Source organism: Caulobacter segnis (genome assembly GCF_003243465.1).
In the GTDB taxonomy this organism is placed as follows: domain Bacteria; phylum Pseudomonadota; class Alphaproteobacteria; order Caulobacterales; family Caulobacteraceae; genus Caulobacter; species Caulobacter segnis_A.
Map to the genome: position 1 here is coordinate 14,749 of NZ_QFQZ01000050.1, position 21,453 is coordinate 36,201.

At 68.2% G+C, this 21,453-nt stretch carries 18 protein-coding genes and 1 tRNA gene; 1 reads left to right on the forward strand and 18 read right to left on the reverse strand.

What is annotated here, in order from left to right; genetic code table 11:
• Positions 1-22 precede the first annotated feature (22 nt).
• The 7 genes from DI526_RS15215 to DI526_RS15245 all read right to left on the reverse strand — a co-directional run bounded on the left by DI526_RS15215 (position 23) and on the right by DI526_RS15245 (position 7,594).
• On the reverse strand, positions 23-340 hold the full coding sequence (locus tag DI526_RS15215; RefSeq protein ID WP_304279635.1) for an esterase-like activity of phytase family protein: 318 nt from the start codon (positions 338-340) through the stop codon (positions 23-25).
• Positions 337-1,509: a DUF563 domain-containing protein gene (locus DI526_RS15220; RefSeq protein ID WP_304279638.1), complete on the reverse strand. Its 1,173-nt coding sequence runs from the start codon at positions 1,507-1,509 to the stop codon at positions 337-339. The genes DI526_RS15215 and DI526_RS15220 overlap by 4 nt, the downstream gene beginning before the upstream one ends.
• Before the next feature lie 7 nt (positions 1,510-1,516).
• A complete protein-coding gene (locus DI526_RS15225) occupies positions 1,517-2,494 on the reverse strand; it encodes a DUF563 domain-containing protein (RefSeq protein ID WP_304279640.1) in 978 nt (325 codons plus the stop codon).
• 179 nt (positions 2,495-2,673) lie between these two features.
• A complete protein-coding gene (locus DI526_RS15230; RefSeq protein WP_304279642.1) occupies positions 2,674-5,130 on the reverse strand; it encodes a glycoside hydrolase family 99-like domain-containing protein in 2,457 nt (818 codons plus the stop codon).
• Positions 5,127-6,044 carry a class I SAM-dependent methyltransferase gene (locus DI526_RS15235; protein ID WP_304279644.1) on the reverse strand — a complete coding sequence of 306 codons (918 nt, stop codon included), beginning with the start codon at positions 6,042-6,044 and terminating at the stop codon, positions 5,127-5,129. Before DI526_RS15235 ends, DI526_RS15230 begins: the two co-directional genes overlap by 4 nt.
• Positions 6,041-6,793, reverse strand: coding sequence for an ABC transporter ATP-binding protein (locus DI526_RS15240; RefSeq protein WP_304279646.1), 753 nt, complete (start codon positions 6,791-6,793; stop codon positions 6,041-6,043). The genes DI526_RS15235 and DI526_RS15240 overlap by 4 nt, the downstream gene beginning before the upstream one ends.
• A gap of 9 nt (positions 6,794-6,802) precedes the next feature.
• Positions 6,803-7,594: an ABC transporter permease gene (locus DI526_RS15245; protein ID WP_304279648.1), complete on the reverse strand. Its 792-nt coding sequence runs from the start codon at positions 7,592-7,594 to the stop codon at positions 6,803-6,805.
• 229 nt (positions 7,595-7,823) lie between these two features.
• On the opposite strand from DI526_RS15245, the gene DI526_RS15250 reads away from it, so the two are divergent.
• Entirely contained in the window at positions 7,824-9,572 is a 1,749-nt protein-coding gene (locus DI526_RS15250) for a hypothetical protein (RefSeq protein WP_304279650.1), read from the forward strand.
• A gap of 182 nt (positions 9,573-9,754) precedes the next feature.
• Here DI526_RS15250 and DI526_RS15255 read toward each other — a convergent pair whose 3' ends face one another.
• From DI526_RS15255 to DI526_RS15305, 11 genes are all read right to left on the reverse strand, one after another.
• On the reverse strand, positions 9,755-10,867 hold the full coding sequence (locus DI526_RS15255; RefSeq protein WP_304279651.1) for a chemotaxis response regulator protein-glutamate methylesterase: 1,113 nt from the start codon (positions 10,865-10,867) through the stop codon (positions 9,755-9,757).
• Positions 10,868-10,869: 2 nt separating this feature from the next.
• Positions 10,870-11,730, reverse strand: a complete 861-nt coding sequence (locus DI526_RS15260; protein WP_304279653.1) for a protein-glutamate O-methyltransferase CheR — start codon at positions 11,728-11,730, stop codon at positions 10,870-10,872.
• A 52-nt stretch (positions 11,731-11,782) separates the two neighbouring features.
• Entirely contained in the window at positions 11,783-12,259 is a 477-nt protein-coding gene (locus DI526_RS15265) for a chemotaxis protein CheW (RefSeq protein ID WP_304279654.1), read from the reverse strand.
• Positions 12,256-14,061 carry a methyl-accepting chemotaxis protein gene (locus DI526_RS15270; RefSeq protein WP_304279657.1) on the reverse strand — a complete coding sequence of 602 codons (1,806 nt, stop codon included), beginning with the start codon at positions 14,059-14,061 and terminating at the stop codon, positions 12,256-12,258. The genes DI526_RS15265 and DI526_RS15270 overlap by 4 nt, the downstream gene beginning before the upstream one ends.
• Positions 14,062-14,099: 38 nt before the next feature.
• Positions 14,100-15,794, reverse strand: coding sequence for a methyl-accepting chemotaxis protein (locus DI526_RS15275; RefSeq protein WP_304279660.1), 1,695 nt, complete (start codon positions 15,792-15,794; stop codon positions 14,100-14,102).
• Positions 15,795-15,810: 16 nt separating this feature from the next.
• Positions 15,811-16,299, reverse strand: a complete 489-nt coding sequence (locus DI526_RS15280) for a chemotaxis protein CheW (protein ID WP_304279662.1) — start codon at positions 16,297-16,299, stop codon at positions 15,811-15,813.
• Positions 16,300-16,312: 13 nt separating this feature from the next.
• The gene (locus DI526_RS15285; protein ID WP_304279665.1) at positions 16,313-18,280 is read right to left on the reverse strand and encodes a chemotaxis protein CheA; all 1,968 of its coding nucleotides are present in this window, start codon (positions 18,278-18,280) and stop codon (positions 16,313-16,315) included.
• Positions 18,277-18,642 (reverse strand): response regulator, encoded by a 366-nt coding sequence (locus tag DI526_RS15290; protein WP_304279668.1) that lies wholly within the window; start codon positions 18,640-18,642, stop codon positions 18,277-18,279. The genes DI526_RS15285 and DI526_RS15290 overlap by 4 nt, the downstream gene beginning before the upstream one ends.
• A gap of 4 nt (positions 18,643-18,646) precedes the next feature.
• The gene (locus DI526_RS15295; protein ID WP_369692043.1) at positions 18,647-18,973 is read right to left on the reverse strand and encodes an STAS domain-containing protein; all 327 of its coding nucleotides are present in this window, start codon (positions 18,971-18,973) and stop codon (positions 18,647-18,649) included.
• 627 nt (positions 18,974-19,600) lie between these two features.
• Entirely contained in the window at positions 19,601-21,052 is a 1,452-nt protein-coding gene (locus DI526_RS15300) for a serine hydrolase (protein WP_304279672.1), read from the reverse strand.
• 324 nt (positions 21,053-21,376) lie between these two features.
• A tRNA-Arg gene (locus tag DI526_RS15305) sits at positions 21,377-21,453 on the reverse strand.

Sequence of the window (21,453 nt, forward strand, 5' to 3'; positions counted from 1 at the left end):
TGGGCGCGAACCCGCTCTCGGTTTAGGGCGCGACGCGGAGGACCAGGATCTGGTTGGCCTGGCTGGCGTCGTCGTTGTCTTCGGAGGCCAGCACCAGGGTACGAGCGCTGTCCTTCTGGCGGGGTCCCCAGGCCATGGCCTCCAGGTTGTCGATCCGGATTTCAAGCTGGTCGAAGTTCAGCAGCAAACACTTGTCGATGGGCCGCACAGCCACATCGGGGAGACTGGCGCGGCGGGAGACATCATCCTTGGCCCGCGACACATCGGCGAGGTAGACCCGCGGCGCGGCCATGGCCGGAACCGCGACCCACAGCAGAAGGAGCGCGGCCAGACGCTTCACAGGCGCAGCAGCGACGCCATTTCCGGCGTGTCGTCCCAGCCAGCCATCTCGGCCTCGGCTTCGGCGCGCGCGACGACCAGGCTGAGCTTTCGGCGAAACGAATCCGGGTCGATGCGGAACGGCTGCTTTCGAGGCTCGATCGAATAGAGCCGCGCCTCGCCGTCGTCGGGCAGGATGTAGCCGACGTCGTGGCGGCGGAAGTTGGCGATGCGCGACTGCACCTCCACCAGCCAGTTCAGGGACACCACCTGGCAACCAGGCGGCGACAGCAGCGTGTTGTGCAGGCCCGAACCGAACTCGCCGGCCACGACCCGCGCGCGCGAGAAGATCCGCGCCTGCTCTTCCCAGCTCAGGGTCTCGGGCCGCAGCAGGGTCAGGCCGAGCCCTTCGGCGATCGCCTCGATCTCGGCCTCGTTCTCCATTTCCCGGAACGACTGCGGCGTGCGCACGCCCCCGCGGCTGACGAACAGCTTGTCGAAGCCGCCGCGGGGCCATTTCAGGGCCTCCCGCTCCAACTCCCAGCGCAGGACGTCGTGGAAGTAGTAGTCTTTGTGCAGCATATGCGGCAGCAGGACCGCGCCGACCTCCACGGCTTCGTGGGCCGAATTATAGGTGATGATCTCGAGCTCGGGGATCAGCGCGCGCGCGATCGTGGTCATGTAGGCTGGGGCCGAGGCCGGCAGCAGAAGCGGCGCGACCACGCCAGCCCGAATCAGCGCCCGGATCAGGAAGAGCTTGGGGTACATCTCGGTCAGCCAGTGACCCCAGACATAGTTGAAGTGGGTGATCACGAAGGCCCGGGGCAGGGTAAGCCGAACCGGCGCGGTGAAGTTCCAGGCTTCCGGCGTGATGTCGTGATCGTACCAGTGCTTGATGTACGAGGGGTACGGACCTTCGGCGTAGACCAGCACGCCGTCGAGCTTCAGGTGCGCGCCCCAACCGCCGACGACCGCGCGATGGACGACCAGCAGGTCGATGTCCGGCGCGGCGACGGGGTCGAGGTCGTGCAGCGCGTTCAGCATGTCCCCCGCACAGGGCCACAGCATGGGACGCGGCGGGATACGGCCGCTGGACTCCATGAGCTTGACCCGCGCCGCGTGATGCGCGCCGCCGAGGGCCTCGGCCAGCGAAACCTGTTCGGCTTGAGAGAGATCGATCGAAACGGTCATGGCGCGGCTAGGACCGATCGAGGAAGGCTAGGAATGCGTCGATCTCGAGGCTCCAGCTGAACGCCGAGGCCGGACGCAGATCGGCGGCAAGCCAGCCCTCGGTCCGGATCTTGGCGGAGGGCCCGACGAACGACCGCCAGTCGACGCCAGTCAGGGCGGCGAGGTCGCGCGACCAGGGAGCTTCGTCCTCGTCGGACTGGATCTCGATGATGCGGGCGCCGGGTTTGCAGAACAGCATGTTGGCCAACGCGGCGCCGCTCGGCGCGACGATGCTGTCGGCGTGGTGGAACAGGGCGATCAGCTCGCGAACCGAAAGGCTTTCGGGGCGGACGATCGCGTAGCCGCGGGCCGCCAGGGCCGTCTCCAGCTCGGGCTCGTTGAGCAGCGCCTGGCGGGTCGCGCCCTGGCGGCTGACATAGAGGTGGCGCGGGCCCTCCACGGGGGCGGCCGGCGCGGCGCTCCTCAGGATGTCGTCACGTACGGACCGGAGCGTCGGCGCGTCCGGGCCTAATCCTCGCGAGACGGCGAACACCGCCTCCCCTAGCCGCACCGCCGGCGCGTCGATCTCGATGGGCATCGTCTTCGGATCGCCGAGCATCAGGTTCAGCAGAGCGCGCTGCCACGGCAGGAGCGGCGGGCTGACGGCGGGGAACGGCTCAAGCGCCCCCGCCACCTTCAGGGCGCGCAGAGCCGGCAGGCTTTCGAGCAGGAAATGGGCGTAGTTGTGCAGGCCGCTCCAGCCCACGAACACGCTGCCTCGCGCGATCGAAGGCGCGCTCTCGGGCGAAGAGAACAGCGTCGCGCCGGCCCTCGCATCGGTGTGCGGCAGGGCCGCGAGGCTTGGTGTAAACGCCAGCGCGCTTCGGACAGAGCTGCGGAACACCCGGCCGCTGTCGTCGATTACCGCGCCTAACGCGGGCGCATGCCAGGCGTTGGCGACGCGGGCCCCGAGAATGTCCCCGGCGCCGTCGGTCGGGTCGGCCAACGGCCCAAGGACGCCTCGGCCGATCGATCCCGCGCCAAGAACGTCGGAACAGGGCGCCAGGATCTCGGCTTCGTCGACCACCGAAAGGGCGAGAGGCCGGGGCTCGGGCCGCCCGGCGCGGCGGGTCGAGGCGCGCAGGAGCCGGCGTCCCGCCTTTCGGGCGAAACTGGCCAGCCGTCTCACAGCTCGAAGCTCGCGCGGTAGCCGGCCCGGGCGGCGATGGACGCGGTCAGCCGTTCGATCGCGTGGGCGGTCGTGCCGTCCACGCGGCCGAGTTCCGGCTCGAAGCCGATCTCCGCGTCGGTCAGGGCGGCGAGCGGCGCGAAGGCCTCCGTCCGCCCCCAGAACATCGAGCCGGCGGCGAACGGGGTCTCAGGCGCCAGCTTCAGGCCCATGCGGCGCGATAGCCGCTCGACCGCGGCGCGGTTGTTGTCCATCACGTCCGGATCGCCGATCCGCATCCGCGAGCCAGCCGATGCGAGCAGGCCCAGTTTCGGGTCCTGGGCGAAGGCCCGTAGGGCCAGGGCCGCCGCCTCGCCGCCCAGCAGGCCATCGACCAGCTCGGCGCGCCAGTCGTCGCCCTTTGCGCGGTGGGGCGAGCGCTTGGAGTGGAGCTTGCAGAACACCGAATAGCCCAGGGTTCGCGCGCGGCGCAGGGTCTCGACGAACGGACGGATGTCGCGGCCGCGGTTCTCGGCGATCGCCAGGTGAGCGCCCGGAAAGGCGGCGCGGGCGCGAGCCAGGTCAGCTTCGCTCCAGGTCTCCGGCACGGTGATCATCAGATCGAGAATATCGGCCGTGGCGGCCAGGCGCTCGGCGAACCAGTCGATCAGTTCCGGATAGAAAAGGTGCAGCAGCGTCACGGCGTCGGCGTGCTTGACGAAGGCGGCCTGCGCTTCGGCGACCAGCGGATGAGCGTCGGTCAGGCGCGGCTGGTAGGCGCTGAGCGCGGCGCGGGTGGCGTGCAGGTAGCCGTGGCCGAACCAGCGGTCCGGCTCGAGATAGGCGCCCTCGCCCCACTCGTTCCAGGCGTTGACGAACACCATCGCCTCGCCCTTCGGGCGCCGCGCGACGGCGTGGGTCAGGGCGCCCGACAGCCAGGTCAGGTAGCTTTCGGGATCGGCGTTGTGGAAGGCGTGGCCGGCCCAGGGCTTGCGGGCCTGATTGTCCCAGCCCGGCATGACGCCCGGCACGAAGGCGGCGTCGACGCGCGACAGCTCGGACAGCTTGTGCCGGACCACCGCCGGATAGTCGTAGACCTTGCCCGTGAAGTTCCCGTGCAGCGTCGTCACCGCCCTGGTGATCTCGCCCTCGACGATCGCGTGGGGCGGGAAGTCGATGATTCCGTCGAAGCCGTGGCCGGCGTAGTCCTGGAACCCAAAGGCCGTCGTGCACAGCAGGTGCAGTTCGCCAAGGCCCATGGCCCGCGCCTGGGCCCGCCAGCGCTCGGTGGTGGCCTTGGCCTCGGGCAGGATCTCGGGACGGTAGAGCACCAGCACCGGCTTGCCGCCGACCCGCAGATAGCGGGGATCGCGGATATAGCGGGCGAGGTCCTCGAACACGGCCGCGTCGTCTTCTGGCGAGTGCTTCTGGGCCATCAGGACGTCGGCCTCGTCGCCGTCCCAGCGGCGCGTCCAGTTCTCGTTGGCCCAGCACAGGGCGAACGGCAGGTCCAGGGTCGGATCGGCCAGATAGAGCTCGATCGGCTTTTCCAGCAGTCGCTTGCCGGCGAACCAGTAGTAGTGGAAGCAGAAGGCGTGGACGCCCGCCCCCTTGGCCAGGGCGACCTGCTGGGCGATCACTTCGCGCTGGCGCAGGTCGTAGAAGCCAAGATCCCCCGGCAGGCGCGGCTGGTAATGGCCCAGGAACTGCGGCTGAGCCTTGGAGACATTGGTCCACTCGGTGAAGCCCTTACCCCACCAGGCGTCATTCTCCGGGAACGGATGAAATTGCGGAAGGTAGAAGGCCACGACCTTCGGCGCGTCGGCCGGCAGGGCGATCGGCGCGGCGATCGGGGCGGCGAAATGCGGGCTGCGAAGGTTCTTCGAGACCTGGATGGCATGGGTGTAGGTCGCCAGCACGGGTCCGGCGTCGCCGCCCTTGGCGCGGCTGGCGCGAGCCTGCTCGGCGATCGCCCGGCCCTTGCGCCAGATCGCGCCGACCGGCCGCCGCAACGGGCCGAGCGCAGGCTTGATCGCCTGGATCGCCACGCCCTTCCAGCCTCGGGGATCCTTGCCCAGGTGGCCCGCCGGCTTGACCGCGATATCCCGCACCGTGAAGCGGCAAGGCCCCTCGGACGGATCGAGGCGCAGGCGCAGGAGCTGACGGCTGCGCGCCGGCAACGAGGCGAACCAGCCCTCCGGTCCCGCCTTCAGGCGCGCATAGGAGTCTTCGGAAAAACCGTCGCCCCAGTCGGCGAACAGGGCGGGTCCGACCAGATCTCCGTCCAGCGCCTCGAGCTTGACGTCGACGCGCACCGTCCTTGCGGCGCGCAGGGCCGCGCGCTCGGCCTTGGACGGCGTCCAGATCAGCTGCGGGTCGTCGCCCGTTCCGACCAGGACCAGGCGGCCCTGGGCGTCGACGCCCTCGATGGTCACATCGCGACCGGACTTGAGTCCGTTCGGCAGCGTCGTCATGCCCGCCCCCTCAGCCCAGCCAGCAGACGCTGAACAAGCCCCTGCCGCTCCGGGCCGCGCTTGCGGATCACCACCGCCGCCTGCCAGAACTGAGCGGGATCGTCGACATAACGCACGACGTCGCCCCCGTGAGGCGCGGCTTCCTTGGCCACGAACTTGGCCGTCACGACGGTCTCGCCGAACACGTCAGGGCCGCGATAGTCGCCGCCGCCGGACGGCAGATAGGCGATCCCGTCGCGCGCCAGCGCCTCGCGCAGGCCGGGCAGCAGATCCTTGTAGACGGACAGGGCGGCAAGCCAGGCGTTCGGCGAGCTGGCGTCGGTGGCGGCCAGGAAGTCCAGGAACCGCGGCGGCTCGACCGTGAAGACCAGCAGACCACCCGGCGCCAGGACGCGCAGCAGCTCGGCCAGCCAAGCGCGGAACAGGTGCGGCGGCAGGTGGGTGAACACCGAATAGGCGGTGATCAGGCGGAACGATCCGTCCGCGAAGGCCAGGGGCTGGCCGTTGGCGATCGTCTCGAACCGCCCCGGCAGGTCCGCGCCGTTGCAGAAGGCGACCATGTCCGGGTCGATGTCCACCCCGACCATGTTGTCGGTCGCGAAGTCGCGCAGGAAGAACCGGCCGATCCGCCCCCAGCCGCTACCGAAGTCGAGATAGCCCTGGCCGGTCGAGCGCTTGTAGGCCTTGTCGCCCATGCTCTCCTGGGCGAAGGCGTAGAACTTGCCAGCCTCGTCCAGCGCGTCTTCGTAGGCGGAGCCGACGAACTGGCGCTGGATCTCGGCGGACGGGAAGTCCGGGAACACGCATCCGTCCTGCACGCGCTCGGACACCGAGCGCTTGAGGGCGGCGATCCAGGCGTCGAGCTTCAGATTTCTGACGTCCTCATGCGCCAGCGGGCGGACGGCGTCGCTCATGCGGCCCGCGCTTCCCGATAGGCCAGCCAGTCCTCGGTGGAGCCGAGGAACGCGATGCGGCCGCCTTGCAGTTCGCAGACGCGGTTGCAGACGCGCTTGACCAGGTCGTGATCGTGCGTGGCCAGCACGACGATCTTGGCGTCCTCGACCATCTTGTGCATGCGCTGTCCGGCCTTCTGGACGAAGTCGGCGTCGCCCGCGCTGAGCCACTCGTCCAGCACCAGGATGTCGGCCTCGAACTCGGTGGCGACCGAGAACATCAGGCGCGCCAGCATCCCGGCCGAATAGGTCCGCACCGGCAGATGCAGGAAATCGCCCAGGCCCGAGAATTCGGCGATGGCGTCGACGCGGCTGTCGATCACCTTGCGCGGCAGGCGCCGCATCAGGCCCAGCTTGTGGATGTTGCGAAGGCCGGTGGCCTCCATGTCGATCCCGGCGTTGAGGGCGATCATCGACGTGATGTCGCCGTCGATCTGCAGATCGCCGCGGGTCGGATGATAGATGCCGGCGATCACCTTCAACAGGGTCGTCTTGCCCGAGCCGTTGTGGCCCACCAGCGCAATGCGGTCGCCCTCGTTGATCTCAAGATTGATGTCCGACAGCGCCTTGACCGCCGCGACGTCGCCGGCGGCCTTGTACATCTTGCCGCCGACCGCGAGGTTGAACACCGCGCTGCGCAGCGACTGCGAGCGCAGGCTGTAGACGAAATAGTCGAGATCGACGTTGGTCAGCTTGATCTGGTGGGTCATCGTCGCCTCCTACAGCCAGAAGACCACGCGCTTGCGGAACACCGCGAGCAGACAGAGCGCGATCAGGGCCAGGACGCCGGTCGTTCCCAGCACCCAGACCCAGTCGGCGGACGTCGGGGCGTGCCCCAGGAGCGGCGCGCGCAGCAGGTCGACCTGGTGGGTCAGCGGATTGAGCTCGACCGTGCGGCGGGCCTCGGCGCTGAGGTGGTCGACGGTCCAGAAGACGGGCGTGACGTAGAACAGGAGCTGCACGACATAGCTCATCATGTAGGCCACGTCGCGAAAGCGGGTCGACGGAATGGCGATGATGAAGCCCTGGAAGCAGACCACCAGCAGCATCAGGGCCACGGCCGGGATCAGCGTCCAATGGGGCATGACGAACTTGCGCATCAGCAGCATCACCGCCCAGAAGGCGATGAGCTGGAACAGGAAGTTGGTCGCGGCCTTCTGGGCGTGCAGGAACACGTAGAAGCTCAGCGGCAGGCGTTGGCTCTGCATCAGGCCCGCGTTGTAGAGGAAGATCGCCTGGGCCTCGGCGATGGTCGTGCCGACCAGGGACCAGGCCAGCAGCCCCGCCACCACCTGCGGATAGCTCTTGGACATGTCCACGCCCATCAGCAGGCTGACCACGAAGGCCAGGGCGAAGGCGATGACCAGCAGGTTGCAGGCCATCCAGAACGGCCCCAACACGGACCGCTGAAAGCGCGAAGCCGTCTGGTCCAGCCCCAGCCGCCACCAAAGGGGCGCAAGACGAACGCCGTCGGCTACGTCCTTGAGGGCCGCCATCAATGGGCTCGGCATGCGGTTCCTTCCTCGGGGCCTGTCAAAGGGCCGGAGTTCAATATCATCGCGACCAAATCAGGGCCGCGGGCCGGCCGGTCGCCGGGTTCGCGCCTGCTTACAGAGCACCGCGCCGGACGACAATGGTTCGACGCATCGCCGAGCGACGGTCTTTCAGAACACTGTGCGGCCTTTACGGCAAATTCGCACATTGGCGGCATGGTGACGCGTAATCCTCTACGGCGATCTCATGATCTCTTCTTCTCTGGCGGTGTCCGCCTCTTCCGCGCCCCACGCCGATGACAGGGTCAGCGCCTGTCTCGAGGCCGCGCGCAGTGCGATCGAGGGACGATTCCTCGAGGTCGGCGACGTGCTCTCGCGCGCCGTGGACGGCATGAACACGCTGATCACCGCGCTGGATCGGATGAAGGAAAGCCTGGACGGGGACAGCGTCGCGATGGCCGCCCGCGAGCTGGGCGAGGCCTCGGACACGCTGCGGCGGCTGCCGCAAAGCCTGGAAGGCCGCCTGGCGACGCTGAGCGACCTGGTGAAGGTCGGCGCCGACCTGAACAAGTGCATCGAGGACATGCACAAGCATCTGGCCTACCTCCGGGTGTTCGGCGTCAACATCAAGATCACGTCCGGCGGCATCGCCGCCGCCGGCCCGGAGTTCGCGATCTTCGCCCAAGAGATCTGCGACTGCATCGAACTGGGCCGCAACCAACTGGACAAGTTCCGCGCCGATCTCTCAACCCTGGACGGCGACCTGCGCCGGGCCCTGGGCGAGGAAGCCGACCTGGCCCGGCGGTGCGACGAGCTCCTGCCCGCCGTGCCCGACTCCCTGGTCGCCCAAGTGGCGGCGATCACCGCCCATCAGAGCCGCATCAGCGACATCAGCCAGAAGGTCGGCGCCCTCGCGCGCGAAGTCCGCAAGAAGGTCGCCTCCGGCCTCGCGGCGCTGCAGATCGGCGACATCACCCGCCAACGCATCGAGCACGTGCAGTTCGGGCTTTCGCTGCTGCAGGCCCCCGAGGTCCTGGCCCTGCCGCACGACGCCCGCACGCGGCTCAGCGGCTTTCTGCACAGGCTGCTGATCGCCCAGCTGGACGCGACCGCCCGCGACTTCCGGCGCGATGTGTCTCGCATCGGCCTGAATGTCGGCGCCATGGCGGCCGACGCCAGCGAGATCCTGCGCCTGCGCGACCACGCCGAAGGCCAGGGCGACAACGGCAATTTCCTGCGCGGGCTCGAAACTAACGTGGCCACGGCCTTCGCCCTGGTCGACGACATCGAGGCCGGCGAACGCTCCGCCGAGATCGTCAGCCGCTCGGCCGCGCGGTCGGCCCGCGAGCTCGCCGCCCAGGTCGCCGCCATCCAGAACATGCGCGCCGACGTGCAGATGATGGCGATGAACACGACGCTGAAATGCTCGCGCATCGGCGAGACCGGCAAGCCGCTCGGCGTCATCGCCATCGAGCTGCGCCAGCACGCGACCCATCTCGAGACCTCGGCCAGCCACACGCTGGCGGCGCTGGAATCGCTGTTCGGCTCGACCGCCGATGCCGAAAACGATGCTGGCGACGACTTGGAGCGCAAGGTCAGCGCCGCCGCCGCGGCCGCCGAGGCGCTGCGCGATGCGGTCGAACGCATCCGCAAAACCGGCGACGAGGTCGAGGGCGACCTCGCCCACGCCGCCGACCAGGGCGGCCAGGTGGTGGCCATGCTGAAGCAGGCGGCCGGACGGTTCGACTTCGACCGGCAGGTCGGCGGTTATCTCGACGAGGCGCTGGAACTGCTCTCGCGCGAGGCCGGCGAAGGCCCGATCGACGACCTCGTCGCCGTCCTGGCCCCGCTGATGGCCAAGCTGTCGCGCACCTACACCATGGCCCAGGAGCGTGAGGTCCACGCCCCGTTCGCCGACCAGGTCGGCGAGGTTCCCGAACTCAATCCGCACGCCCAGCCGCCCGCGGCGCAGGACGACGACGACGTGCTGTTCTAGCCAGCGCCCAGGCCCGCGGCCGCTGGCGGCGGCGCTGGCTGCAAAGCTTGGACTTCGCATGTTGGTGGAGGCGCGCGTCGAGACGCGACGACCCCAACTAAGCCCTCAGAACCAACGAAAATTTATAGGATCAGGCTGTTACGCCCTCAGCCCTGGATGATCGCATCCAGGGCTGGAGGGTCCTAGCGCTTGGACGCCTTGAGGACTTCGGAGGCGATCTGGTGCAGGGGGGAGACGCGGTCGACGCAGCCCCGCGCGATGGCTTCCTTGGGCATGCCGAACACGACCGAGGTGGCTTCATCCTGGGCGATCGTGAAGGCCCCGGACTGCTTCATTTCCTCGAGCCCGCGCGCGCCGTCGTCGCCCATGCCGGTCATGATCACGCCGACCGCGTTGGAGCCGGCGGACCGCGCGGCCGAGCGGAACAGCACATCCACCGACGGACGGTGGCGTGTGACCAGCGGGCCGTCCTTGACCGAGACGTAGTAGCGCGCGCCGCTGCGCTCCAGCAGCGTATGCTTGTTGCCCGGCGCGATCAGCACGCGGCCCCGCAGCACGGTGTCGCCGTCCTCGGCCTCCTTGACCGAGACCGCGCAGATGCTGTCCAGCCGCTGGGCGAACGAGGCGGTGAACCTTTCTGGCATGTGCTGGACGATGACGATGCCCGGCGAGTCGGGCGGCAGGGCCTCAAGCACTTCGCGCAGGGCTTCGGTGCCCCCCGTGGAGGCGCCGATGCAGATGATGGTCTCGGTCGTGCGGGCCATGGCCTTGGCGCCGGCCGCGGCCTTGGGCGGCGGCGGCAGCATGGCGTCGGCGGTCAGCTTGCGCTCCGGCTCATAGAGCGGACGGTCGACGGAGATCGGCGGACGCCGTGCGCCGGCGACCTTGGCGCTGGCCGCGGCCTTGACGGCGTCGCAGATCCGGATGCGCGATTCCATCAGGTGCTCGGCCACCCCGATCTTCGGCTTCAGCACGATGTCGACGGCGCCGGCCTCAAGGGCCTGCATCAGGGTCTCGGTGCCGCTCTCGACCAGCGACGAGCACATGACCACCGGCACCGGGTGCTGGGCCATCAGCTTGCGCAGGAAAGTGATGCCGTCCATGCGCGGCATCTCGACGTCCAGGGTGATGACGTCGGGAATCTCGTCGCGGATGCGGCGCGCGGCCACGAACGGGTCGGAGGCCACGCCGATCACTTCGATCTGCGGATCGGACTCCAGCACCGAGGCCAGCGTCTGCCGAACCGTCGCGGAGTCGTCGACGATCAGAACACGGATTTTTGGACGATTGGGCACAGCTAGGGCTTCTGGAACACGGTGTTGGCCACCTGGCGGACCGGCAAGTCGAGGCCGACGATGGACTCAGAATGACCCAGAAACAGATATCCGCCAGGGACCAGATGGTCGCAGAGCCGGCTCAGCACCTTGGCCTGGGTCGGCTTGTCGAAATAGATCAGGATGTTGCGGCAGAAGACGATGTCCATGTCGCGCTCGATCGGATAGGTCTCGTCCATCAGGTTCAGCCGCCCGAAGGCGACCTTCGACCGGAGGTCCGGCCGGATGCGGACCTCGGCCACCGAACGGTCCTTCGACTGCAGCAGGTACTGGCGGCGACGGGCCATGGAGACCGGCTCGATCATCGCTTCGGGATAGCGGCCGGCGACGCCCTTCTGCAGGACGTCGGTGCAGATGTCGGTGGCCAGGATCTGGTAGTCGAGGCCTGGGCGGTCGGCCACGAAGTCCTCCAGCACCATGGCCAGCGTATAGGCTTCAGCGCCGATCGAGGCGGCCGCGCTCCAGATCCGGATCGGCTTGCGACGACCCTGCGCCAGCGCCGGCAGGCCCTTCACCTCAAGAAAGTCGAAGTGCGACGGCTCGCGGAAGAACTCGGTCTTGTTGGTCGTAACGACATCGATCAGGTGGACCGTCTCGGCCTCCAGACCATCGTCCTCGAACAGGAACCGGCAGTAGTCGTTGAGGCTCGCGTGGCCGTAGGTCCGCATCCGGCGACGCAGGCGCCCCTCGAGCATCGTCTTCTTGTTGGCCGGCATCTTGATGCCGCTGTACTCATGGATGAAGGCGGACAGCCGCGAGAAGTTCTTGGCTGACAGCTGGTCCAGGTGCGAGTCGACCGGCTGCGCGGAAAGGGCTTGCGACACGGGTTCTACTTTCGTCGGGCGCGGGCGCGGTCGCGAGACCGCGACTCGAGCGTCAGGCGGCGTGGGCGATCAGCGCGGCGTCCTGGCTGGTCAGCAGCCGGGGCAGGTCGAAGATCACGACAAAGCCGTGATCGCGCCGAACCACGCCCTTGATGTAATCCGACCGCCACGGCACGCCGATGTCCGGCGCGGCTTCGATCTGTTCCGGCTCGAAGGTCGCCACCTCGATCACGCGGTCCGCGACCAGGCCCAGCGACAGGATCCGCCCGTCGACCGGCACGTCGAGCACCAGGATTCGCGTCGCCAGGTCCGGGGCCCGCGGCGCCAGGCCGAGCTTGGCGCGCAGGTCCAGGGTCGGGGTGCCCCGCCCCCGCACGTCCGTCAGTCCCAGCAGATAGGCGGGACCTTCCGGCAAGGCGGAGGGGGCGGCGTAGTCCAGGATCTCGCGCACGAAGGCCACCGGCACGGCGAACACCTCGGCCCCGAGGCCCAGCGTCACGCACTGGCGTTCCAGAAACACCTCGCTCATGCGGCATATTCCTTGAAGTCGCCGTCCTGAGCGTCAGGACCACCGTTAGTCAGGTCCAGCGCGAAGCCGGCGGCGCGGGCCTGCTGGGCGGCCACCGGAGCGCGGGCCGGAGCTTTCGCCTTGGCCGGCGCCTTGGCGGCCGGCGCAGGGCGGCGAGCCGGGGCGCGGGCGGGGGCCCGGCGGTCCTGACCGCTGCTGTCGGTGCGGAAGTACGAGAGCGAGGTCTGCAGCTCCTCGGCCTGGGCGGCCAGTTCCTCGGACGTCGCCGACATCTCTTCCGAGGCCGAAGCGTTCTGCTGGGTGACCTTGTCCAGTTGCTGCAGGGCGTCGTTGATCTGGCCGGCGCCGATGTCCTGCTCGCGGCAGGCGGCGCTGATCTCGGAGACCAGTTCGGCGGTCTTGCGGATGTTCGGCACCAGGGTCGTCAGCATTTCGCCGGCCGTCTGGGCCGCCCGGACCGTGTCGCTGGAGACCGCGCTGATCTCGGCGGCGGCGCTCTGCGAGCGTTCGGCCAGCTTGCGCACTTCCGAAGCAACCACCGCGAAGCCGCGGCCATGTTCGCCGGCGCGAGCCGCCTCGACCGCCGCGTTCAGGGCCAAGAGGTCGGTCTGGCGGGCGATTTCCTGGACGATGGTGATCTTCTCGGCGATCGTCTGCATAGCGTCGACGGCCTTGTTGACCGCCTGGCCCGAGGTCTCGGCGTCCTGGGCCGACTGGCGGGCGATCTTTTCGGTCTGGCTGGCGTTGTCGGCGTTCTGCTTGATGTTGGCCGTCATCTCTTCCATCGAGGCCGAGACCTGCTCGGCGGCGGCGGCCTGTTCGGTCGCGCCCTGGCTCATCTGTTCCGAGGTGGCCGACAGTTCCTGGCTGCCCGAGGAGACGTTGTCCGAGGCGGCGATGGCGTCGGCGACGATGCCGCGCAGGCGATCCACCATGCGCTCCAGCGCGATGCCCAGGGTGTCCTTGTCCGACAGCGGCTTGGGCCGCACGGTCAGGTCGCCGTCGGCGACGCGGTCGGCCAGGGCGGCGGTGTCGCGCAGGTTCGACGTCATCTGATTGACCGTGGTGACCAGATCCTTGATCTCGTCGTCGGTCGTGACGGAGACGTCGTGATTGAGGTCGCCGATCGCGACCGCTTCGATCGCCACGGAGATCTTCCGCAGGCCGCTCGTGACCGTCCGGGAAATCCACAGGGCCGCGGCGACGCCGACGATCAGCGCCAAGGCGACGACGCCGATGAACATGGTCCGCGAGTCGGCGAAGACCTTGTCGCCGGTCGCGCTGGCGGCCTTGCCGCCGGCGACGTTCAGATCCACCAGGCGCACGGCGTCATTGGACATGTCGTCGTAGAGCCCCTTGCTCTCCTTGAGCGCGGCGGCGGCTTCCTGGTTCTTGTTCTGGCGGGAGAAAGCCAACGCCTTATCGGCTTCACGTAGATAGTCGTCGTACTTTCGGGCAAACGAATTGTAGATATCCCGCTCCTCGTTCGAAGAGATCAAGGGCTCGTACTTCCTCCGCGTCTGGGCGATCAGAGCCATGCTGTCGCGCATTTCCTTCTCGACAGCCGCCATGTCGGCGGGGTCCGTGGAGGCGACGTGGGCGTAGTGCTCAGCGCGAAGATCGGACGTCGCGGTGTTGATGCGATGCACCGCATCCATGCTCGGCATCCAGTTTTCGGAGATGATCGTCGACTGGTCATTCACCGTCGACATCTTCAAGACCCCGACGACACCGAGGATGGCGCAGAGCGCCAGCACCGCGGCGAACGCTCCGGCGAGCTTCAGTTTGATGGTAGGACGCATTTCGAGCCCCCTTCGGGCGAAGATTTAGACTGATCGTCTCAGGCGTATTCGCGAAAATCGGCGTCGTCGGCGTCAGGGCCGCCGCTGGCCAGATCCAGGGCGAAGCCGGCGGCGCGGGCCTGCTGGGCGGCAACCGGGCTGCGCGTCGGCGCCTTGGACGCCGGCTTGGCCGCGGAGGACGACTTGGCGACGGGCGACGGGCGACGAGCGGCCGGACGCGGCGCGGAACGGCGGCCATGGGCGCTGTCGGTGCGGAAGTAGGCGATCGAGGTTTGCAGCTCCTCGGCCTGGGCGGCCAGTTCCTCGGACGTCGCCGACATCTCCTCCGAGGCCGAAGCGTTCTGCTGGGTGACCTTGTCGAGCTGCTGGATGGCCTCGTTGATCTGGCTGGCGCCAATGTCCTGCTCGCGGCAGGCGGCGCTGATCTCGGAGACCAGCTCGGCGGTCTTGCGGATGTTCGGGACCAGGCTGGTCAGCATCTCGCCGGCCGTCTGGGCGGCCTTGACGGTGTCGCTGGAGACCGCGCTGATCTCGGCGGCCGCCGTCTGGCTGCGTTCGGCCAGCTTGCGCACTTCCGAGGCGACCACCGCGAAGCCGCGGCCATGTTCGCCGGCCCGGGCGGCCTCGACCGCCGCGTTCAGGGCCAGCAGGTCGGTCTGGCGAGCGATTTCCTGGACGATGGTGATCTTCTCGGCGATCGTCTGCATGGCGTCGACGGCCTTGTTGACCGCCTGGCCCGAGGTCTCCGCGTCCTGGGCCGACTGACGGGCGATCTTTTCAGTCTGGGCGGCGTTGTCGGCGTTCTGCTTGATGTTGGCGGCCATCTCTTCCATCGAGGCCGAGGCCTGTTCGGCGGCGGCGGCCTGTTCGGTCGCGCCCTGGCTCATCTGCTCCGAGGTCGCCGACAGTTCCTGGCTGCCCGAGGAGACATTCTCCGAGGCCGTGACGGCGTCGCCGACGATGCCGCGCAGGCGCTCGATCATGACGTTGACGTTGCCCAGCAGGTCGCCGATCTCGTCGCGCGAGGTGATCTCGGCGGTCTTAGTCAGGTCGCCCTCGGCGACGGTGCGAACCGCCTCCGAAGCGCGCGCCAAGCCCTTGCTGACCAGCATCGAGATGTAGAGCGCCGCGCCGACGGCGATCAGCAGCGAGACCCCCGAGATGGTGAGCAGTAGGGTATGGGCGGTCTTCGCGGCCTTTTCGGCGTCGTCGGAGGCTTGAGTCATCTGCTCGTTGGACAGCTGGACCAGCTCGTCGACCTTGGCGATGGCTTCGGTGATGGCCTTGCGGCTTTCGCCCATGGTCAGGACCGTGGCCTCGTCGTCCTTGTTCTCCAGCGCGAAGGCGAAGACCCGCGCATGGACCTCGGCCATCGCGTTGTAGGCTGTCTCCAGCGCCAGCCAGCGCGGCTTGCCCTCGGCCGAGGCGAGGCCCTTGGCCTTCTCCAGCAGAGCTTCAGTGGTCGCCTTCTCCTTCACGACCGACGCCTCGAATTTGCGGATCTCGGCGACGTCATCCGACAGGACCATGTTCTTCTCGGCCCGGACGATGTTGAGCAGGTGGATGTTGATCTCTTGGGCGATCTCCATCCGCTTGACCGGCTTTTCCATGACGGCGTCCAGGCTCTCCTGGGCGTCGTTCAGCGCATTTGAGGCGAACAGGTTACCGCCCAGCAGCAGCAGGATCAGGACCCCGAAGGCGGCGGCGAGTTGAAGCTTGATGGTCAGGCGCATGGTATCCTCCGACCGCTCAGCGGGCTTGGCTCGGATGAAGGGGGGTGACCGAGGCCGTCTGACCCCGAGCGGCGAAAATCTGGTCAAGATCGGGGATCACGATCAGGTCCCCGTCGCGCCGGGCCAGCCGGCGAATAAAGTCAGTCCGCCAGCGCAGGCCGATGCGCGGCACGTCGGCGGTGGCGTCTTCTGTGATCGAGGTCACCTCGTGGACCTTGTCGGCGCGCAGTCCGATCAGGGCCGGTTCGCCGTCCAGGTCGTGCTCGATGACGACGATGCGGGTGTCGATCGTTGGCGCGGACTTCTCCATCTCGAACGCGACCCGCAGGTCGACTAGCGGAATGATCCGTCCACGGAAGTTTATGACGGCGCCGACGAACGCCGGGGCGCCGGGCACCTCGGTTTCCGGCAGCAGGTCGAGGACCTCGCGCACGAGGTTGGCCTCCAGGGCGAAGGTCTCGCCTTGCAGGTCGAAGGTCAGGGCCTCGAGGGCGTGTTGAGCCATGTCGCTTTCCTCCCTAGCCGGCCACGCGCATCTGCGCGTCCTGCCGCTGGCCCAGCTGGACCAGCGTCGGAATGTCGAGGATCAGGGCCACGCCGCCATCGCCGAGGATCGTCGCGCCGGAGAAGGCCCCGACATCCTCATGGAAGCTGGAGAGCGGCTTGATCACGGTCTGGTGGTCGCCGAGGATCTGGTCGACGACCAGGCCGACGCGGTCCTGGCCGGTGGCGACGACGACGATCTTCTGATGCGGATCGGGCGCCGTGCCGGTCTTGAACTGCTCGCGCAGGCGAATGAACGGCACCAGCTCGTCACGCAGCGTGATCAGGCTGCGGCCGGTCGAACGCAGGTCCTGGGCGGGCGACAGCTCGACGCATTCCTCGACGCTGGCCAGCGGAATGACGAAGCGGCTGGCGCCGACGCGGACCAGCAGGCCGTCGATGATGGCCAGGGTCAGCGGGATGCGCAGCGAGACCACCGAGCCTTCGCCGGGGTTGCTGGTGATGTCCAGCGCGCCGCGCAGGCCCTCGATAGTCTTCTTGACCACGTCCATGCCGACGCCGCGGCCGGACAGGTTGGTGATCGTGGCCGCCGTCGAGAAGCCCGGCGCGAAGATGAGGTTCAGCAGCTCGTTGTCGGTCAGGACCTGGCCGGGCGTGATCAGGCCGTTCTCCTCGGCCTTGGCCCGCACCCGGGCGCGATCCACGCCGCGGCCGTCGTCGGTGATGGTGATCAGCACCTCGGCGCCGGACTGGCGCGCCGAGAGCTTGATCACCCCGGCCTCGGGCTTGCCGGCGGCCAGGCGCTGCTCCGGGGTTTCCAGGCCGTGGTCGGCGGCGTTGCGCACCAGGTGAACCAGGGGATCGGCGAGACGCTCGATGACGGTCTTGTCCAGCTCGGTGGTCTCGCCCTCGATCTGGAGCTCGATCTTCTTGCCGGTGTCGTTCTGCAGGTCGTGGATCAGGCGGCGGAAGCGCCCGAACAGCTGGATCACCGGCACCATGCGGACGACCATCATGGTGTCGCGCATCTCGGCGGCCAGGCGCTCGATCTCCTCGGCCACGGCCCGCAGGGCGGTGTCGAGGCTGGACGAGGCCAGCTGCTTGAGGCGGGACTGGGCGATGACCAGTTCGCCGACGCGGTCCATCATCTCGTCCAGCCGCTCGGCGGGGACGCGGACGGTCTCGCCGCTCTTGGCGGCGGCGCGGGTGTCCTGGGCGGCGGCGGTCTCGGCGGGCTTGTCGGCCTGGGCGGTCTTGGCGGCCGCGTCGGAAGCCGGCTCGACCTTGGTCTCGGCGACCGGGGTCAGCTCCTCGACCTCCAGGGTCATCTCGTCGATCACGAAGATGAAGACGTCGTCGATCGCGTCGCGGCCGTGCGGGGTGGTCAGCAGGACCTCCCAGGCCAGGCGGCACTCGGTGGGAACCAGAGCCTCCAGCACCGGCACGTCGTCTGTGATCACGCGGACCTGGCATTCGCCAAGCTCGCGCAGCTCGTCGAGCAGCGGCAGCGGCCGCGCGCCGTTCACGAGGGCGTCGGCGGGAAGGCTGAAACGGATTTTCCAGGTGCGGGCGCCGGGGGCCGTGGGCGCGGCCGAGGCGGCGGGCGCGTCTGCGCCTTCGACGGCGGCGTGCAGGTCGGCCAGCAGCGCCTCGCCGACGCCCGGCTCGACCGTGCGGCCTTCGGCCAGGGCGCGCATGTGGTCCTGGGCCGCCAGCACGCAGCCCACAAGGCGCGGCGTGGCCGGGACCTCGCCCTTGCGGACGCGGTCGAAGGCGGTTTCGCAATGGTGGGTGAAGGCGGCCAGCGCGTCGAAGCCGAACATCGCGCCGGAGCCCTTGAGGGTATGAAGACCGCGGAAGACCGCGTCGATCAGGTCCCGATCCCCTGGACGATGTGCGAGGTCGAGCAATCCCTGCTCGACTTGCTCCAGAAGCTCCTGGGCCTCCTGACGAAACGTCTCAATGGGATCGAGGCCGCTCATTTGGCGAGAACCTTCTTGACGACCCGCACCAGTTGGTCCGGCTCGAAGGGCTTGGTCAGCCAACCGGTCGCGCCGGCCGCCTTGGCCTGGGCCTTGACGTCGGCGTCGGATTCCGTGGTCAGGAAGATGATGGGGACGCCGGCCCCGGCGGGCCGGGCGCGGAGCTGACGGATCATCGTCAGCCCGTCCATCACCGGCATGTTCAGGTCGGTGACGATCAGGTCGAAGCCGCCGGCCGAGGCCTTGTCCAGCCCCTCGGCGCCGTTGGCCGCCTCGGAGACGCTGTAGCCTTCGCCGCTGAGCGCGATCTTGATCGCCGCCCGGATGCTCGCCGAGTCATCGACAGTGAGAATGGCGCTCATGACTCTATTGTTCCCCACACCAGAAATGCACTCGATCAGCGTCGCCCGGATCCAGGAATCCGCCGCGCTCCAGAACCTGAAGCACCGCCCCTTCGGCGGGCTTCTCCAGGCGAAGCGCCTGGCCACGCTCGGCGGCCGTACGGCGCGCCGACTCCAGAAGCTGCGCCAGGGTGAGATCGGCCTCGACCACCGCGTCGAGATCCACCACCACGGGCTCACCGCGATCCAAGCCAGTCACCAGAGACTGATAGGCCTCAGCGATGGTGGCCACGGTCAAACTTCCAGAAAGTTTAACGGTGTATTCCGAAATGTTTGACAATCCGTTCCCCAATCCAAGAAATAGACGTCGAAAGACTGGCCTATCAAATTCCTCCCCAGCATCGTGACAGGACTTACCTTAATTCAGGGTAAACCGATCAACTCTTGGGATAGCGACAGTCCGACACGCGCGACCAGGTGTCGCACCCCTCAAAAAGGGGTTGATCCGTGTCAGATCCACGGTCCACCGGCCTTTCGGGCCAGCCCCCGCCTGCTGCAGGGGGCGCTCCGGCCACACAGCTTTGACGAGAATCAAGTTTTTCGGCGAAGATCGAAGGTCGAAAAATCGACGGCGCGGAGGCGCCGACTCACCCTGGGCGCGCCAGGCGCCCTGCCTCACGCCCACGTCCGGGGCCTCGCGCCCAGGACTCGCAGGCCGCCAAGGACCGCCCTGGGACGTGCAGTCGAGCCCGAGCGGCTAGTCTTGCTGCTCAAGTCTAGGCCGGCGCGCCATCAAACCTGAGCGCGACGACTCTATGCCTTCACTTGGCGGCGTTCGTTTGGATTGACGATCGGCGCGCGACGACGCCGGCTGGCCGCTAAGCCCCCCAACGAAGCCCGCTCCGCACAGGCCGAGCGCGCTTGCCATCCACCCGATTGGCCCGCGCGCGGCCTGCTGCGTGCGAGGACCGTCGCGCCGCTAACGCCGAACATAGGTCTGGCCGTCGTAGAGCAGCTTGCCGGGCGCCTCGAAGCGCACGATCTGGCCGGTGAGCGGGATCAGCTCGACCCGGACGCTTTCCGGATCGGCGGCCGCCTCGGCCGCCGAGGCCAACGCGCCAGCCTTCACGACCAGGCGGCCATCGTGCTCGACGACATCGATGCGCCCCATGGCCGGGTTCTCATAGGCGCCGGTATAGGTCCGGGTCGGCGCGCGCAGCGACCACGGCCGCGCGGCGCGCTCGGCCCGACTGACCGCCAGGCCCTTCAGCCGCTTGTCACGGCGCGCGACAAGCGCCGCCAGTTCGGCGTCGTAGTGGGTTTCGATATCCGCGCGCCCTGCGAAGCGGTCGTAGACGTAGTCGGCCACAAGATCGACCAGCTCGCCGGCCACGGCGTCCTCGTTGGCCATCACCGCCACGCCCAGGCCCCGCTGCGGCATGAACGAGACGTGCGCCCGTGATCCGGCGAAGTTGCCGAAATGGTGGATCAGCACCTCATCGCCATAGCGACCGATCTGCCAGCCCAGGCCATAGCCGTTGCGGACATAGGGGCCGAACGTGGTCTGCTGGGCGACCAGCGACCGGTGGGTCGAGGCGACGAGCCCGGGCGGGAAGACGCGATGGCCGTCCACGACGCCGTCGTTCAGCTGGACCTCCAGCCAGCGGGCCATGTCGCGCGCCGTCGAAACCAGGCCGCCGGCCGATTGCATGGTGGCGTCGGTCTTCTGCAACGGACTTGGGACCATGCGCCCGTCCGGACCTGGCGTATGGCCGACCGCGACCCGCATTGTGCGACGGGCTTGGTCGATCCGGGACGTGGTGTGGGTCATTCCGGCCGGGACCAGGACCGCCTTGTCCACCATAGCGCGCCAGCCCCGGCCGAAGCGGTCCTCGATCAGGGTGGTGGCCAGGTTGTAGCCGGTGTTGGTGTAGCGGAACGTTCCGGACGGCTGGCTCCGGCGCGTTTCCGCCAGCAGGGCGCTCATCAGCCTGGGCGTGTGCACGCCTGAATAGGCCGCCCGGAAAGCGATCGGCTCGTTCTTGAGACCCGAGCGATGGCTCAGAAGATCGTTGAGGCTGGTCGAAGCTGCGACGTCGGCCGGTAGCGGACTCTTGCCGGTCCAGGTCTCGAGCGGCGCGTCGAGCGCGAGCTCTCCGCGCTCGGCCATGGCGGCGATCGACAGCGCGGTGAAGGCCTTGGTCGCCGAGGCGATGTAGAAGCCCGTGTCGGCGTCGACGGCGTCGCCCTGGCTCACGTCCGCCACGCCGTAGCCGGCCGTCATCACCACGTCGGGCCCTTTGACCACCGCTACGGAGAGTCCGGGCGTCACCGCCACCCGGTCCATCGCCTTGCGAACGAAGGCGTCGATGTCCTTGGCCTCGGGACTCGTGGCCAGCAGGGCGATGGTGAAGAACGCGGCGATGGACATGATGGAAGCCTCCCGCAGGTAAGAGGCTTCAGCAGCGGTGTTTGGAGGCGCTCACGCATGAAAATTCACGACGAGGCTCCCAACCGACCAGGTCCAGGCTGGAAGCATCCAGGAACAAGCGCGCAACCGTATATGGACGCCTGTGCGAAGGATGAAAGGATGGTAGCGGCCTGAAGTGCGACGAGGGCAAATGCCGCCGCGCCCAGGTGGGTCGCCCACAGAAATCAAGATCTGGGCGGAGGAAGAACCGAACTCCTCAGAACCATGGCCGCCTTGGCGGGCGCTCACTCGGTTCTTACGGAAGTTCGCAGCTCTAAGCCGAAATGGCGCGCCCGGAACGATTCGAACGTCCGACCCTCAGATTCGTAGTCTGATGCTCTATCCAGCTGAGCTACGGGCGC